This is a genomic window from Burkholderia sp. PAMC 26561 (genome assembly GCF_001557535.2).
In the GTDB taxonomy this organism is placed as follows: Bacteria; Pseudomonadota; Gammaproteobacteria; order Burkholderiales; family Burkholderiaceae; genus Caballeronia.
Genome location: NZ_CP014309.1, coordinates 274,556 through 290,746, shown reverse-complemented (window position 1 = coordinate 290,746; position 16,191 = coordinate 274,556). Strand labels below are relative to the sequence as shown.

Below are 16,191 nucleotides of genomic sequence, written 5' to 3'. Positions count from 1 at the left end.
CCTTACCCTCTCATATCGGGCGCTCCATAAACGCCCCATACGAAGGCTTTGTGGCTTAACTATCGAAGGTTTTCGCGTCCAAATGCGGCGACCCCTACCAGTCCTTCGCCGTTGAAGGCGCCGAAATTTCGCGATCATCGTGAGTTGCCAGCTGGCTCAATGGCGTCTATCTGTTTTTTCAAGCTGATGATCGGTGTTGGAACGCCTGCGATTCGATGACATCATGCTCACGGACAGTCATCCTCCGACAATAGCAATTTTACTCCTACAGGTACATGTCACTGCGAAGGCGGGCACACCAGTAAATCGAAGTATCGGACCCCGTTCGGTTTGCCATTCGCCACCGCTGCGACGGGCGCAACTGTTGCCTATCCGACCTATTTCTGGGATTAGTCACACCACATCCGTTGCGTGCATGCGTAGAAACGGTAACTTGACCGCTTTCCGCGGCCCGTTTGTCACTTCGACTTCGTTCACGACCGATTGGAAGTGAACCGAATATTCGGGATAAACCCGTGTTAACCAAGACGACACTGCTTCCTCCCGCATGAGGCTTGCAATGTAGCTCGTAGCCACTGAAAGATGAAGATGATCGATTCCATATCCTTCTTCGGTAACGCTGACCTGAGCTTGGAGGATGGCGAGCTCTTTTTCGAGTCGCGCAAGTTGCGCGGATAGATCATTCGTGACTTTTCGTTTCCCGGGGCGATGCAGCTCAAGCAATTCGGGGGGCGTCGCTGCCAAGATTGCTTTCGCAAAGGAGGATGCGAAGTTGCCCTGCCCGCACATCAGTTCCGCGGCTTCAATCTGACGGGTCGGACGCATCGCCTTAAGCGCCGCAAAAGTGGCACCTGGACAAGTCTTATCGGCAAGAAGCGCTTGTGCTTCTCGACAGATCCCAGTCAACAACATTTGCTTCTGGCGCACTGTCCCCGGTCCAATACCCAGAACGGTTGCAAGGTGCTCACGTGACACGCCGTGTGCGAGCGCTTTCGCAATCATCCGGGCATCTTGAGCCTGAGAAAGATGACTGACGTGCTTGTTGTAGGTGTACGCCTCGTCATCAGTCGTGATGAGGCAAAGTGCTTCTTCCATATCGAGTCGCCGTAAGGCTTCAAGCCGAAGCCGGCCATCGAGAACTCTATACAAATTAGACGGCTCGCCCGCTGCCGTGACGACGACCGGTTCAACCAAGCCGACGGCGGCGATAGAAGCGAGTACCTGAAAAAACTTCCTACTGACCAATGCCTGCTGCGGCAACGGCTTGGCGATTCGAAGGGACTTAAGCTTAAGTGTCACGGCACTGCACGCGAACGCCGTTTTAACCCCAACGCCGGTCGGGTTTTGATATGGGTTCATGACATCTCCCGACCGAGCCGTTCCTGCAATGCGCGCGGAATCGTCGTTAGCCCCTTGCTAGCGAGAAGCGCAACGAAATCCCTGTTCGAGAGGAGATCCTTTAAAGCTGCGACAATGAATAACAGACGCGTTTGAACAAGTTCAGCTTTCTTAACAAGCAGCCGTTGCTTCCCGGCCTCCTTGATATACATTCTTCGTAGGCGTTCAGGCGTCAGTGCTTTAGACTCAACCGAGCTAGACCCGTGCTTGGATCGTCCGGGACCGGCGCAGGCCCGGCGCTGAACAAGGCGCTGCACCACTACGATCTGCCGACCCTTGAGCGTCCCATCGGCATAGGCATCGGCTAACGCGCGTTGCACGTCCAAATCCGAGGCTTTTGAGATGTGAATGGCAAGCCGCAGCGGGATCGTACCGTTCTCAACCGCTGCCAGCAGGCGCTCTTCCCCGGACTCGACAAGCACGAGCAAGTCCTGAAGGTAATTCACCGAAACGCCGACCTTGATTGCGAGATCTTTGTCTGAACACCCCGCTTGGCGTAGCGTCTGAACGGCGGCGAGAAGTTCGGCAGCCGAGTGATTGCGTCTCGCGACATTTTCTACAAGGCTGCGCACCAGGCATCCTTGTTCATCGCCTTCAACGATAAACGCTGGCGCCTCCAAATAACCAAGCAGCCGGAGCGCCTCAATACGTCCCTGCCCACACACGAGGTTGTACGTGCTGTACCCGTCGTCGGTTGAACGCAAGCTGACCGTAATGGGTCGCTTCAATCCGACAGCCGCAATGCTGTCTATGATTTCCTGGTGCTTGACCTTGCTTCGAGCTCGCGGATTGAGAATCGTAATGCTGTCAATCGGGACGGTAATTATTTGCCGCGTTTCCGGGTTCACGAAAAACCTCCAAAGAAACTCGAGCCGTAAGTTCGAGCAAGATTTTTAAATCAGAATAACGAAACATTTCAAGTTGAGGGTTAGGCTTCTCCGTCAGCTCAGTCTGCTTCTGCGGTCCCAAGCTGCCCCTGGGCAGTACGAAAAAATCGATAAAATTCACGGCGAATCGGTCAACACGGGCGAGCACCAGGATGTCGACCGGCGGATGGAGTTCAGGCCATTTGATGATCCATCGCACCGGCTTGTAGAGGGTGCGCGTCGCCGGGCGAACGTTAAGCCTTATCCGAATCTCGTTGTCGACGCAAAGCAGGGTTTTGTCCAGTGAATGATGCACCTCATGGCCTGCGTCCCTCAGCGTTGCTATGACAGTATCGGACAGTCGGCTGTGGAGAATTTTTGCCGCCCGTAGAACGCGTAAAAACCCATAGTCGTGCCCATTGTCAAAGCCGATCGTTCGATAAACTTCAGTCAAGCTGCCAAACCGTTTCCTGTAGGTCTGGACTCCTGGGAGCGAACGGTCGGCGGTAATGGCCTTGGCTGTTACCTTGCCGATTTTTTCATGCAGCGCCACGAGTTTGACAAGAAGATCGTCGTCTGGCATCAAATGCGTTCGGCTATCGAGGCGCAGTTGCACAGCATCGAATGTCGCGCGATCGACGACCGGCTCGAATACGCCCACCGCTCGCACCCATTGCTCCGGCGGATTCTTCACTCTCGGTGTGTGTAGCCTCACCGAAGTTCGGTTATAAACGTTGTTGCCCGCATACTTTTCGCTCGTCAGCAGACGAGTGACCGCATCCTTGAGCCATCGGCGATTTAAGTCGGTCCGAAGACCGAAATCGTTTAGCCTTTTAGCAATACGGGTTGGACTCAAGTTTTCCGTCAGGAACCATTCGTAGACGCGTCGCACCAATGCAACTTCGTGTGCAGGACCTGGCACGATCACGACATGGTCGCTCTGAAGGTTTTTCCGTTCCCCGTTGTGCAACGGCCCTTTCACATTGCCGTTGAAATCGACAAGCACCCGTTGAAGTGCATAGCCCGCGGCGGCACCTTGCCTGAATCCCTCGCGCGTGCCGCGGCACTGCCCCAAAAACACTTTCAACGAGAGCTCGCGGCTGTACTCGCCAGCCATTGCGCGCTTAAGCGTCTTCATGATGTTCGAAGATGCGCTGTTGTCATTCTCGAACGGTTCGGCACAATAAACAACACGCACGCCGGCACGTCGACACACATACTCATAGTGCGCGCTTTCATCCACATCTTGAAAGCGCCCCCAGCGCGATACGTCGTACACCAAGAGCACACTGAAGATGCGCTTCTCATCGAGTACATCTTGTAAGAGGCGAGCTAACGCGGGACGATTTCTCATCGAGAGCCCGCTCTTGCCATAGTCCTCGTATGTTGCTGCGATATGAATGCCGTGTATTGTGGCGTACCGCGCAAGTACCTCCTTTTGGTTGGTGGGCGAGTCGCGTTGCAGGTCCGTGGACATACGCACGTACTGAACCGCAGTCGACGATGTGTCCGGTCGGGGGCGCATATGGGTCGCGGGTCGCATACCACACCTCCCGATCAAGCTAGTGTGATAGCTGATGCTGCGAATAATGCAAGCTCCGCGTACGGGTCGCTCTGATCCGAGGCGTTTTTGTAACTGACGTTCAGCTTGGAGGAGAGGAGCGCCAGGGCGTGCTAGTCAAGCATCAAATCGAAAAAATGCAACGAGCGCGAAGTCGGAACGGTCTCGCAAAAACTTTCTTTGCAGACTTCCCGGTATGTACCCAGTCGTAGAACTCAAGACGCTGTGGCAGTGTTGCGGTAGTTCATGTCAGCAGCCAATGGAATTGTCGCCAGGCCGCCAAGTTAGACCGCGTGCGGATCAGAGTCATGGTCACCGGTCCTCGCCGAGAAATCCCGAAGTCTATTTCTTTCGTTGAGCGCATTGCGGCAAAGTTGCCAGATCTGCCGAACTTTCGGATTTCGATAGTTCGGCATCATTTCATGAGTGAAAAGCGTTGCAATATCACGGTGAGCAATCCGTCTTCTCGCAGCGATCTGCTCGCGAGCAAGCTTAAATGCGAACTGTCCAAGACACACACGTTGAAGCCAATTCGCTGACTGCCGATTCCTTGTCAGCCAAATACGAATAGACTCGACCGAATGTTCGACACTCCAATTGTCGGTTAGAGCGTGCGACGTCAAAGCGCTCACTACCACATAACAAAGAAGATGAGCTTCCATATCCGGCAGTAGGTGATGCGATTTATTCATAGTTGGAGACTCACCCGAATTGAAGCTCGCATTCCTTTCTCACAAAGGGTTCGATCGTAATATTAACGACTAGACGCCTCCTGGGCTACTACAACCTGCGCAACAATACTGATCAGAAATTGAATCGTCCGCTCCGACTGCCAATTCTTAGCGAGCGGCCTCAGAGATGGAGCGATAGCCGACGATGACATGGGAACAACGGATGCTCTGAGGCTTTCGACTGGAGAGCCCCGGCTTCTGGGCGAACTTCAAGCGTCGCGCGACCGCCTTCGACGAAGATCTGTCTGAAAAACAACTAATACGGCTGGTGGGTAGGATCAGGATCACCTTCATCCGCCACTATCGCGATAGTCACCATCCAGAAACCTTTCCGCGGTCGAGCGTTTCAGCCAAAGACGGAGCGTGAGTCATATACGATTGGATGACCGGTCACGGAGTGAGGCGGACGTTGGAATGTCCGAGCGACGACACGTGTGGCCGGCAGCTACTGGCCGGACCCGGTCCGACGATGTTTGGTAGGGCTATGCTGTAATTGTCCGGTTTACGTCGGGTAAAAGTCGGCCGCCTCTGTCGTTCGCCACCTCATCTGACAAATGACAGCTTTCGGACGAAGCTCGGCCCTTCAAATGGCGCGGTTCAGAGGGAACTTCCCGCACCCAAGAAGCCATTCTCTGATGCCCTGCCGGGTCGTTGGTCAACATGCTTGCTGCGTCTAGGACTTATGCATTCATTTTTGTGTCAAGTTCAAGCGGTCTGCTAACGTTACCGATCGTTGCTCCGTATCAGAACGGCAAGTCTGGCAGCTTTGGTAACCTAAAAGCATGTACGCCAATCGCCGATGCGTCGAGTCGCTCTGCACCGCCGCTTGGAGTATCGACAATAAACGCCGTCCCTGCCTCGTCAGCGCGTACCAGTTCCGTCGATCCGCCGCCATCGAGATTGATCGCGTCATCAGCACCAATCGCCATCATCAACTGCGCCGATTGGGCATTGGTTGTGCCTGTTGAATAGCCCGCGATTCGACCGTCAATAACGACAAAATAAAGATAACGTCCTTGGTGCGACAGTCCGACCAGCGTTCGTGGATTAGGATTAAGCGGATCGCCTTCGTTGGGACTTTGAGCGCTGATATCCTGGCGGTTTTTCAAAAGAATTGCAGAGCCGGCAACCGCCGTATCGATGAGCTTCAGGTCTTGCGGAGAAATCGCTGGCGCCTCGGCAATATACGCGCGACCCTGCCGGGTGATTGCAAGTACCGCTTCGCTCTGTGTCGGATCATTGGTTAGTGGGCTGACGACCTGTCCGTGCGACACGAGTAGACCAATAATTGTCTTTGGTTCTGGCGTCGTGGCGCAGCACGGCGCGAAGAAGTTAGCGTTGATAGCAAGCCGGACATCGGTGCGCGCGACAAATTGCGAAATCGTTTCCGACGTCGTCATGAGTGGACCGCTATGCTCAGTTGTTTCGACGCTCACGCCCGGTGCACGCAGGTCAATGCGCACCACGCTTGCTCGACTTATCGTCGGCTTGCCACCGGCCGTTGCTGGATTTGAGGGGACGGTTGCCGTCTCCATATCGACGCCGAGATACAAAGGCGAAAAGCCGCTTTGCGTAATCTGAGTGGTGGGGTCCGGAACCTCCGCATGGGCGCTTGCCGTTGCGAAGCTTATTAAACCAGCGATAACAAGCGTCTTGAGCGTTGCCGAGGTCGTGGAAAGAACACGCATCATGTCGTTAGTCTCCGTTGCCGTTTACGATCAAAAGGTCCCTGTTTCGTGCGGCACGTTACCGTTGTAACGTGACCGCTACGTGAGACTTTCTTTTCGTTCGGCTTTCGATCGCCGTAGGCGCGCGAAGTCAGAAAAGTTTCGACTTACTCGCGCCAGATCTACCTTGAGATGGCTCGAACACGCTGTGATGCCGTCCGCATCCGGCGGCACTTGCGCTTTGCCAGCCACTCCAGCGACTCCTGGACGACTTCCGGCGGAATATCGTTGAATGAGGTGCCCCGGATCAATGTCTCGCTTGCGGCAATGTCGTTGAACTGTCCGAGTTTGTTTTGCATCGACGTCAACTCCTGCATCGTTCGACCATATCCACCCTTGATGACAGGTCCAAAAAACTCAAGCAGATACCTAAGCTTCTTCCCTGCCTTTCGCACGTCGTGCAACGATTCCTCTTGAACAGGGTCGTCACGGGATGCACCCCTACTGCGTTTCCTCAACGTTCGCTGCGCATGACGAACGCGATTTCGGGCAAATTCACTGATGGGAAGATCATTGCCGTTTGCATCTAAGGTCTTCTGCGCGCGATCTAACACGTCGTTCAGAAATACCTCAATTTCCTCGCTCTTTATGAGCGTCTGACTACGCGCTACGGCTTCAGCGCGCTTCTCTCGAGCAGCGGCCACAAGCAGCCCTAAAGATGCGCGTGATACTTGGGCGGCCTTCAGAAGATCTTCTGCGACATCCCAGTCCCGCGTTGCGCCCGCTACAGCAGCAAGGCGCTTGAATTCCTCGGTGGCTTGCGCAGTCACCTCTTTACCAAGGTAGGGCGAATACGCCCAGTACAAGGCCCTCAGTTTTCTAAAAGCGACGCGAAGCTGGTGGAATCCCTCAGCATCGCAATTCGTATTCAGTTCTTGCGCCTGCCGCACCGCCTCAGCAACCACAGGTGTGGCTAGGGACGAAAAGGTGCTTGCGATTGACGCTGTATTTGATAACGATGATTCGACCCAGCGTCGATGTTTCTCAAGGAGATTTATTGGCCGTGGCAAAGGCCAGTCAGCGTCCATGTCTACCATTGCGGCCTCGTCGTACGAAAAATTTGTCTTGGACGTTACAACAGTGGTTCCCCCCTAAACCTAAATTCGATGACAGTTTGATGAAATCGTTCAAGGCTGTCGTGTGAGGGCTGCCTCCCTGATAAGACTTCTCTAGGCATCTGTGTTTTTGCATTAGGATGGATCGTAGCAAGCGTCGACTGTGCAGTGCTGCAATGCCGGCGCCTTGACGGACCAAAAAAGAAAACTTGGAGTTCAACTTGAAGAAACGCGCCACCGTGATCTGTCTGAGAGGCAAGCGAATCCTCCTGGTAGCACGTCGTCAATCAAGATGGGCACTGCCCGGTGGGATTCTGAAACACGGCGAACTTCTCTCGGACGCTGCACGTCGGGAACTCAAAGAAGAGACGCGGCTTTCTGCCAAGTCAGCGAAGCGTCTTTTCGACGTCAGAGGCAAGCAAAAGCATCATCACGTTTTCTCTTGCGAAATCTCACAGCGTGCCAAAGCTCGCCCGAGCAATGAAATAACGCGATGTCGCTGGGTCCATTTCGAAGATATTCCCCGCCTCTTGACCAGCGCGCCGACCACCGACATCGTCAAACTCATCGGTCAGCGGCGAAAGAAATAGCTGCGCAAGACGACGCAAATATCGAGCGCAGAGCTTTCTCTGCGCATTGGCATTGGACTGCCGAACAATGTCCCGACCTTAGACCGTGAACGCCTGCACGGCGCTGCGCAGTTGCTCGGTCTGCGCTTCCAGTTCGGTCGCAGTCGTCGCGCCATCCTGAACGAGTGACGCGTTCTGCTGAGTCATGCGGTCCATCATGGTCACCGCGGTGTTTATCTGGTCTATTCCCGCGCTTTGCTCCCGCGAGGCAGTGGCGATGGCATCGACGAGTTCAGCAACGCCCGTTACAGAGCTGAGCAGCTCCACAATAATGCGGCCAGCAACCTGGACGGTGGCGCCACTCGAATCGACCTCGCTCGTAACGCCGTTTATCAATGTGGCGATTTCCTTTGCGGCATTCGAACTGCGTTCGGCAAGTGCCCTGACCTCTTGTGCAACGACGGCAAATCCCCGGCCTTGCGCACCTGCACGCGCCGCTTCCACCGCCGCGTTCAACGCAAGCAGATTGGTCTGGAACGCAATGCCCTCTATGACCGACGTGATCTCGCGAATCTGCGCCGAGCGCCTGGCAAGACTGCCCATGCGCTCGACCGCGTCCGCAACTGCCCTGTCTCCATCGCGCGCCTTGTTCGTGGCGACATTGCAAGCGTGCGTGCTTGCTCGGCGTGGTCGGCATTTGCTTTCACGGTCGATGCAAGCTGCTCCATGCTCGCCGACGTTTGTTCGATACCCGCCACGTGCTCTTCGGTCCGGCTGGACAACGCGGTGTTGCCCGCCGTGATGTGCGAGGTCGTGCTCGCAATGGTGTCGGCGGTATGCTGGATTCCACCGATCATCGAAGCGAGCCGCGTTTGCATCAAGCTCATTGCGTGCATCATGCTCGATGTATCGTTTGATTTGACTGGAACGACGACCGACAGATCGCCTCCCGCAATCCGATGTGCAACGGCAGCTGCCGTCGACGGTTCTCCGCCAAGCTGAGCGAAAAGCACACGAGCCATCGATACGCAAAGCAGACCGACCAGCCCGACACCCGCTGCAATGCACGCCGCGACGAGCCATTGCACGAGTCTGCTCACGTTTCTTGCATGTTCATATGCCTGCTGCGATGCCACGAGTTGCAGCTGCCGAAGTTCGGACCCTTCAGATTTCACCAATTTGATTGTCGGCTCAATTTGCTGCGTCACGACCCACTGCGCTTCGGATAAATTGTTTGCTTGCAGAAGCTTGGTCGTGGGCACAAATCCCTCGTCGCGCAGCGACCGCCAGTCAGCCATGAAGTGCGTTGCAAGCTTCTGCTCGGATGTGTCATGAAGTCCACGCAAGTATTCGTCGAGCAAAACATCGATTCTTCCGACGCTCTTCCCCGTGGCCTGCGTGACGGTCTGAGTTTTTTGCGCCGACGGATCCAGCACTGCATCGCTTATGGCAAAGTGCGTTTCCGAAACAAGCTCGTCGATAGTCGAGATGTTTTGAAGCGCCTTCGCTCGGCCTTCGTAGATGTCGCGGAGCGCTCCATTGCTTTGAGCGACTCCAAAAAGGCCAACGCCGCCCACGGCTACGAGAACGGCGGCAACCGCAAAAGTGACGATGGATAATCGGGCCTTGATCGAAAGTGTGCGCATCTGATTCCGGGGTATAAGCTTTGTTCGGGCAATCCGAACTGTCGATTGCAGACGGTAACCGCATGGGTTCTTTTGGCGCATGGAATGCCCGCGCCGTTCGCCCGTGATAACGACCTTATTCAGCGAATGTTTAATGAAGCTTTCATGATCGTGCGCACCAACATCGAGCGCACTTATGGCAAAATTTTGCGGGTGGTCTCCGGGTAATGTTTCGGCTGCCGAAGCACATTCGCTGTCGTCGAACAAACCAGCAGACACACTCAAAGCGATGCCGTTCAAGGCATCGCTCCATGCAACCCATCGCCGAGCGCTTTTGTGAAACACAGAACACCTCGTGAGATTCGCGGCGACTTCACCTTGATCTCCGTCGAAACAATTCCGGTCGCAACCGCGCTTGGGAAGTTCGAGCGTCTGTGGGACGAAGCGAACGCGGCAGCTTCGCAGTTGGCGCTTATCGAAGACATTGCCGACTACATCACGCTGCTAAAAGATATGGACGTCTGGTTTCAGCAAGTCAAAACCTCAAGACCCTGAAGCTTCCGTATATCCAGCTTCTTGTCGCTACAGATCTGTTCCTTGCTGCCGTTAAGCCGTGGTCAGCCGCGCAACGTATCGCGGCCTCCCCTTCGCGAGCCTTCATGAAACTCAGTCTGAAAATTCCCCTTGCCTTTGCCGCCGCACTTCTTTTGATGTTCAGTGGCGCGATCTACGGCATTTTTGCTCTCAACCAGTCTATCGATGCCTACAGCACCACGGTGCAGCAAAACGTCGCCAACGAACGAATGGTCTCGGCGACGCTCGTCGCATTCAAGCTGCAAGTGCAGGAGTGGAAAGACACACTCTTGCGCGGAAAGGATCCGGTCAAACTCGATCAATACTGGAGCGCATTTCAAACCCGTGAGAAAACCGTCGACACACTCGCAGCCGAATTGAAGACAACGCTGCCCGAAGGCGCCAGTCGCGATCTGATTGAAAAATTCGCGGCCGCTCATGTGTCCATGGGCGAGGGTTACCGAAAGGGATTTGAAGCATTTAAGGCTTCCGGCTTCGAACCGTCAGCGGGCGACAAGGCGGTGGCGGGCGTAGACCGGGAACCGGCAGCATTACTCGAACAGGCCGCGAAAAAGATCTCGGCGGACAGTGCGCAAGTCGCCGCCACGGCCGCCATCAACGCCCGTCACGCCACCGAAACCAGCATATCGCTCATGCTCGCCGTGCTCGCGCTGGCAATGATCGGCGGGGTTTTGTTCAGCCGTTCGGTTTCGCGTCCACTTGGTCGCGCTCTCGGCTGCGCGCGTGCGGTCGCGACCGGCGATCTTTCGCTTGAGTTTGATTCGAGCGGCAAGGACGAGATTGCACAACTGCTCAACGCATTGAAGGACATGCAGTCGAGCCTCTCGCACGTGGTTTCCAAGGTGCGCAGTAATGCCGAGGGCGTCGCTGTTGCCAGCGCTGAGATTGCAGCGGGTAACCTCAGCCTGTCATCGCGCACCGAGGAGCAGGCGGCTTCGCTTGAGGAGACGGCGGCCAGCATGGAAGAACTGACCGCTACCGTGCGTCTTAACGCCGAGAATGCGCGCAACGCATCCGCGCTTGCCGACAAAGCGTCGAGCACAGCGTCACGCGGCGGCAACGTGATGGACGATGTGATCCAGACGATGCACGGTATTGCCGACAGCTCGAACAAGGTCACTGAAATCATCGCGGTGATCGATGGGATCGCTTTTCAGACAAACATTCTCGCTCTCAACGCGGCGGTCGAGGCGGCTCGCGCCGGCGAACAAGGCCGCGGATTCGCGGTCGTCGCCGCCGAGGTGCGGACACTGGCACAGCGCAGCGCCACCGCTGCAAAAGAGATCAAGGGCCTGATCGCGCAATCGACCGACCGCGTGAGTGCCGGTTCGGCGCTGGTCAGCGGCGCGGGGCAGATCATCGTGGATATCGTGGAATCGGTGCAGCGCGTAACGAATATTGTCGGCGAGATTTCCACGGCTTCGCAGGAGCAGAGCACAGGAATCGAACAGGTCAACACTGCCGTCACTCAGATGGACGAAGTGACGCAGCAGAACGCCGCACTGGTAGAGCAGGCTTCAGCGGCCGCACATGCTCTCGCGGAGCAGGCAAATTCACTGCGCGATGCCGTGTCGGTATTCAAGTTGCGCGACGAGTCAGCACCGGTTCGACGAGTCTCGATGCCAAGAGAACACGGTGCGCTCGTGGGAAGGTACATGGAGGCATGATCCCCACAATGTATAAAACCGCAAGCATTCAATGCTCTTCACAATACTGTCACGATTTTTCGGTATGACGCTGGGGCGCCATCGTAGTTGCAGAACGGCTCAGCCCAGACATTCTTAAAACGTGCGACTCAAGTGGGCGATTCGTCGAATCAGCACAAGACTTCAAACCGCACACTTGACTCTCGCACATGCTCTCACCGCAACTACTCCCGCAAGGGATTGCTCATACATCGGGTGTAGGCCAACTGATCGCCTCGCAGCAACTATCAGCCTATTACCAACCTATCGTCAGACTCTCGGACGGCGCTGTCATTGGCCATGAAGCGCTGTTGCGCGGCCCTGCCGGAACCCCCTTTGAGCAACCGCATTCGCTTTTCTCGCAGGCCCTACGGGAAGGCATTTCCATAGAACTAGAACACGTTGCGGCGCATCTCGGGATCACCGCCTATGCAACCGCTCCGAGAAACAACTTGCTGTTCGTCAATTACAGTGCGCCCGCGATTCAGTCGCTCCTATCATCGCACCAAGATCGGCTGGTTTCGAACCTAATGGATGCAGTCGCGCACCCTCTAGTCGTCGAAGTGACCGAGCAAAGTGAAATCGCAAGCCTGCAACAGTTCGGGGAAATCATGGAGGCAGTGCGTGGGGCCGGCTATAAAGTTGCACTTGACGACTATGGCGTCGCGAATGCATCGATGAGCCTGTGGGTCCATCTCGCGCCTCAGTTCGTTAAAGTGGACCGGTATTTTATTCATGGAATTGCCCATGACGCATTAAAGTTCGAAGCGGTGAAATCTATGGTCGCTTTTGCTCGGGCAAGCGGTTCGCAACTGATCGCGGAGGGTATCGAACATGACTCCGATCTTCGGATTGTTCGCGATCTCGGCATAACATACGGTCAGGGATTTTTGCTCGGACGCCCTTCGGCCAAGCCAGCCCTTGAGATCCCGCGAGGCGCTTCAAGTACACTCAATTCACAACAAATAGCCGTCTATCCGGGGCAAACGCGCTCCGATAATCGCGCGAGTAACGTGCACAGCTTTCTCGACTCTGTGCTAGTCGACGCGCCTCCGGTGACCGTTCGCTCGCACAACGACGATGTTGTCCAGTTGTTCAACATGCATCCCGCCCTTCACGCGCTTCCAGTGCTCGACGCCGGAAAACCGGTTGGTTTGATCAATCGGCGATCGTTCATGGATCAATATGCGTTGCCTTACCATCGGGAATTGTTCGGAAGACGCCCATGTATGCAATTCGCGAATCGCGAGCCGGTTGTGCTCGAGCGTACGGCGAGCATTGATCAGGTAGCGCGACTATTGACTGGCGACGAGCAACACATCCTATCTGATGGCTTCATTGTGATCGAAGAAGATCGTTACCTTGGACTCGTGCCCGGCATCAGGTTGTCCGTGCGGTAACTGAGCTTCGTCTGGAGTCGGCTAGGCACGCCAACCCATTGACCTTTCTTCCCGGCAACCTCCCGCTCGGCGCTCATATCGAAAGGCTGATTGCCGGTGGTGCGACGTTCGTTGCGTGCTACGCCGACCTCGATTATTTCAAGCCGTTCAACGACCGATACGGATACTGGCAAGGCGACGAATTGCTCAAGCTGGCAGCGACGACGCTTGCGTCAGCGTGCGAGCCCACGCGAGACTTTCTGGGCCACATTGGCGGAGACGATTTCCTGGCGCTTTTTCAGAGTGGTGACTGGGAAATCAGGCTTCGCCACGCCATCCAGCTGTTCAATCTTTCAGTCACTGATTTCTACTCGGCAGAGGACCAAACCGCGGGTGGTATAGGTGGCGAAGACCGCTCGGGACGTCACGCATTTTTTGGTTTTGTGCGCTTGTCCGTCGGCGCGATTTCCGTTCCTTCATTTGCTGTTCGCAGCGCCGCCGAGCTGAGTTCCGCCGCGTCAGCAGTAAAGCGCTTGGCCAAGAAAGACAGCGTCGGCTTTGTCAAGCTTGACCTTATGGAGGCTTTGAATCTCGCCTAGTACTTAGGCGATGACTGTGAGTGGTCATTGTGGATACCGACTTGTGGAGCTAAAAGCAATGTCTCGCCCATCCGGCCCTGCTGTGTGGAATCGAAGACCCTCGCTTAGCTAGCATCCGATAAAAGTTGTCACACAGCCTCCATAAAATCTTCTTGTCCTACAAGGAGAGATCATGGCTATCAATCTTCGCGCATATTTGTCGCCAACGCTCGTACTGCTCGCATTCGATTGGATCGAAGGGAAGTCGAATCCCGAGTTTCTGGGTTTTGCGATCAAACGATCACCGGGCTTCTGGTCGACGGACGGCAAGACTCGCGAGGCTGAAAGCTGGCTCCCCAATCGGCTAACATTCGACGGTCCTGTTCCTGCTGGCAAGCCCGACGCACCATCAAACGTCGCGCCGATTCAAAAATTCATGTGGTGGGATGCAAAGATCGATGGACCAGATCGCGGGCAGACATTCACCTACACTGCCTACCCCGTGGTTGGACACTCACGCGCACCGAGGCTGTCCGAGGCCGACGGCAGCACGCTGCAAGTGAAGCTTCCCGCGCATGTAGAAAATGGCATCGGTACGTGGTTCAACCGCGCAGTCCTTAGTTCCCAAGCATTTTCCCGCAAACTGTCAGCGATGGGCCTTGACCCGAGGAAAGCCCCACCGGCTACCCAAGCGCGGGAACTTCGCACTTGGCTTGCAAACGACCTTCAAGACAGTTTCGACTTTGTCTTTGACCGCGCCGCGCACGCGGCCTCGGCGGTCTATCACCTGACCGATGAACTCTGGGTCATCCCCAAGTTCGTTGAGTTTGCCAAAGCCCATGGACCTGCTTCCCTAGCTGTTGTGTACGACGCACACGGCGATGCTGGCGCCGAAGCAAACTCTCATCCAGCTACGGCGTCGCCGAATCAACAAGCGGTCGAGGAACTTGGACCGCTTGCCACGTTGTATCCGCGCCGGGCGACGAACATCATGCATGACAAGTTCATCGTAACCGATGCCCATAGCGGCTCGCATGCACCGTTGCGGCTGCTCACCGGCTCTGCCAATTTCACTACGGAAGGCATCACTCAGCAAGCAAATCTGCTTCACTCATTCGATTCCAACGAACTTGCACAACTGTATAGCAATCGTGCCGCCGCCATCTCGTCCGACCCGTCGATCACAGCGACGGCAAGATTACCGCATGGCTGGACAGACCCGGTCGCAATTGGGGACGCACTGATCCGTGTCTCATTCTCGCCAGAACCCACCGCCGAACACACGCAGATCGATGCCATCGTTGATGCGATATCGAAAGCCCAAGACTCCGTTCTCTTCTGCTTATTTTCGCCTACCGATGAGTCACTACTCAACGCTTGCTTCAAGGCGGGAGACAAAGGCTTGATGATGTTCGGCTTGGTCAACGCGATATCCGAACACGCGGCGCAGACGGCGGAAAACAAACAAGCTGACGGTGGGCATCTGAGCACTTCAGAACTTGCAGCTATCGAGCTCTATCATCGGACTAAAGACAATCGCGATGTGGTTGACGGCAAGTGTTTTTCAAGTGCAACCGTGCCGGAGGGTTTCGATGTCGAGGTTCAATTGTTCCCGGGCGACAAGCGACCGCCTTACCCGCCTGTCATCATCCACCACAAGTTCGTGGTCATCGATGCAGAAGGTGCCGAGCCTGTGGTGTTCACAGGCTCGGCGAACATGAGCAACAATTCGGAGCATAAAAACGACGAAAATTTACTCGAAATCAGAGACAGGCGAATAGCTGGCATCTATATAGCGGAATTTCTACGGCTGTACGAACACTATCGTGCCCGCGCGCTGGCCATAGAAAATAAGAATCCTGGCAAGAAGACTAACCTGGCTTTACAGCCAACGCGGAAATGGGCGGATAAGTATTACGTAACAGGAAGTGCTGAGTCAAAGGCACGCGCTGCGCTTGCTGCGCCGGTAGCCGCAGTAAAGAAATGAGTTTGCCGCGACTTGGTGGCATGGCGCACAGCTTTCGCCGGCCCCAGGTGCGATGATGCATGACCGCGACGCGGATCAGGAGTTTTGCATGAAAGCATTGCCTACGATATCCAAGCCGGTCGTCTTGCCGGATGCTTCGGTCTGGTTTTCAGCTTACGCCTTTGGCTGGGGATACCGCGCCTTCTCCATACCGGCCGAAGTCCTGCGCGAGCAGCTAGGCGCCGCTGACACTACACGCTCTCAGCTCGCACTTGCGTTTGAACTCGGTAGAAAGCGCATCTCGCTAAGCATCGAGAAATGCTCTAGCGCTGACGCTGGCGAGCGGATCGCACTTCGAACGCTCGACGTCTGAGCAGCCGCTGTCGCCTATTCCTGATTTCTATCTCCTGCTGCCTTAAAAGGTTCATCGTGGACCTTTAGCATCGGGCGATTCGCA

General features: G+C 55.5%; 13 protein-coding genes and 1 pseudogene. 8 read left to right on the top strand and 6 right to left on the bottom strand.

What is annotated here, in order from left to right:
• Positions 1-393 precede the first annotated feature (393 nt).
• The 5 genes from AXG89_RS28150 to AXG89_RS28125 form a co-directional block, all read right to left on the bottom strand.
• On the bottom strand, positions 394-1,359 hold the full coding sequence (locus tag AXG89_RS28150; RefSeq protein WP_062173660.1) for a plasmid partitioning protein RepB C-terminal domain-containing protein: 966 nt from the start codon (positions 1,357-1,359) through the stop codon (positions 394-396).
• Complete coding sequence (locus AXG89_RS28145) at positions 1,356-2,246, bottom strand: ParB/RepB/Spo0J family partition protein (RefSeq protein ID WP_062173662.1); 891 nt, start codon at positions 2,244-2,246, stop codon at positions 1,356-1,358. The genes AXG89_RS28150 and AXG89_RS28145 overlap by 4 nt, the downstream gene beginning before the upstream one ends.
• Positions 2,206-3,741, bottom strand: coding sequence for a recombinase family protein (locus AXG89_RS28140; protein ID WP_062174163.1), 1,536 nt, complete (start codon positions 3,739-3,741; stop codon positions 2,206-2,208). The genes AXG89_RS28145 and AXG89_RS28140 overlap by 41 nt, the downstream gene beginning before the upstream one ends.
• A 1,558-nt stretch (positions 3,742-5,299) precedes the next feature.
• Positions 5,300-6,247 (bottom strand): phosphodiester glycosidase family protein, encoded by a 948-nt coding sequence (locus tag AXG89_RS28130; RefSeq protein WP_062173667.1) that lies wholly within the window; start codon positions 6,245-6,247, stop codon positions 5,300-5,302.
• Positions 6,248-6,405: 158 nt separating this feature from the next.
• Positions 6,406-7,320 (bottom strand): CHAD domain-containing protein, encoded by a 915-nt coding sequence (locus AXG89_RS28125; protein WP_162916127.1) that lies wholly within the window; start codon positions 7,318-7,320, stop codon positions 6,406-6,408.
• A 239-nt stretch (positions 7,321-7,559) separates the two neighbouring features.
• On the opposite strand from AXG89_RS28125, the gene AXG89_RS28120 reads away from it, so the two are divergent.
• Positions 7,560-7,928, top strand: a complete 369-nt coding sequence (locus AXG89_RS28120) for an NUDIX hydrolase (protein ID WP_062173671.1) — start codon at positions 7,560-7,562, stop codon at positions 7,926-7,928.
• Between the two features lie 78 nt (positions 7,929-8,006).
• On the opposite strand, the pseudogene AXG89_RS44950 reads toward AXG89_RS28120, so the two are convergent.
• Positions 8,007-9,553 (bottom strand): annotated as a pseudogene (locus AXG89_RS44950) (methyl-accepting chemotaxis protein).
• 84 nt (positions 9,554-9,637) lie between these two features.
• Between AXG89_RS44950 and AXG89_RS44205 the strand changes: the two are divergent.
• The 7 genes from AXG89_RS44205 to AXG89_RS28090 all read left to right on the top strand — a co-directional run bounded on the left by AXG89_RS44205 (position 9,638) and on the right by AXG89_RS28090 (position 16,107).
• The gene (locus AXG89_RS44205) at positions 9,638-9,760 is read left to right on the top strand and encodes a hypothetical protein (RefSeq protein WP_256936025.1); all 123 of its coding nucleotides are present in this window, start codon (positions 9,638-9,640) and stop codon (positions 9,758-9,760) included.
• A 108-nt stretch (positions 9,761-9,868) separates the two neighbouring features.
• On the top strand, positions 9,869-10,087 hold the full coding sequence (locus tag AXG89_RS28110) for a hypothetical protein (RefSeq protein WP_062173672.1): 219 nt from the start codon (positions 9,869-9,871) through the stop codon (positions 10,085-10,087).
• Between the two features lie 104 nt (positions 10,088-10,191).
• Positions 10,192-11,793: a methyl-accepting chemotaxis protein gene (locus AXG89_RS28105; RefSeq protein WP_082771623.1), complete on the top strand. Its 1,602-nt coding sequence runs from the start codon at positions 10,192-10,194 to the stop codon at positions 11,791-11,793.
• 188 nt (positions 11,794-11,981) lie between these two features.
• On the top strand, positions 11,982-13,211 hold the full coding sequence (locus AXG89_RS28100) for an EAL domain-containing protein (protein ID WP_306299807.1): 1,230 nt from the start codon (positions 11,982-11,984) through the stop codon (positions 13,209-13,211).
• Positions 13,212-13,249: 38 nt separating this feature from the next.
• The gene (locus AXG89_RS44445; protein WP_306299808.1) at positions 13,250-13,789 is read left to right on the top strand and encodes a GGDEF domain-containing protein; all 540 of its coding nucleotides are present in this window, start codon (positions 13,250-13,252) and stop codon (positions 13,787-13,789) included.
• Between the two features lie 172 nt (positions 13,790-13,961).
• A complete protein-coding gene (locus AXG89_RS28095) occupies positions 13,962-15,755 on the top strand; it encodes a phospholipase D-like domain-containing protein (RefSeq protein WP_062173674.1) in 1,794 nt (597 codons plus the stop codon).
• Between the two features lie 88 nt (positions 15,756-15,843).
• The gene (locus AXG89_RS28090) at positions 15,844-16,107 is read left to right on the top strand and encodes a hypothetical protein (protein WP_062174114.1); all 264 of its coding nucleotides are present in this window, start codon (positions 15,844-15,846) and stop codon (positions 16,105-16,107) included.
• Positions 16,108-16,191: the final 84 nt, after the last annotated feature.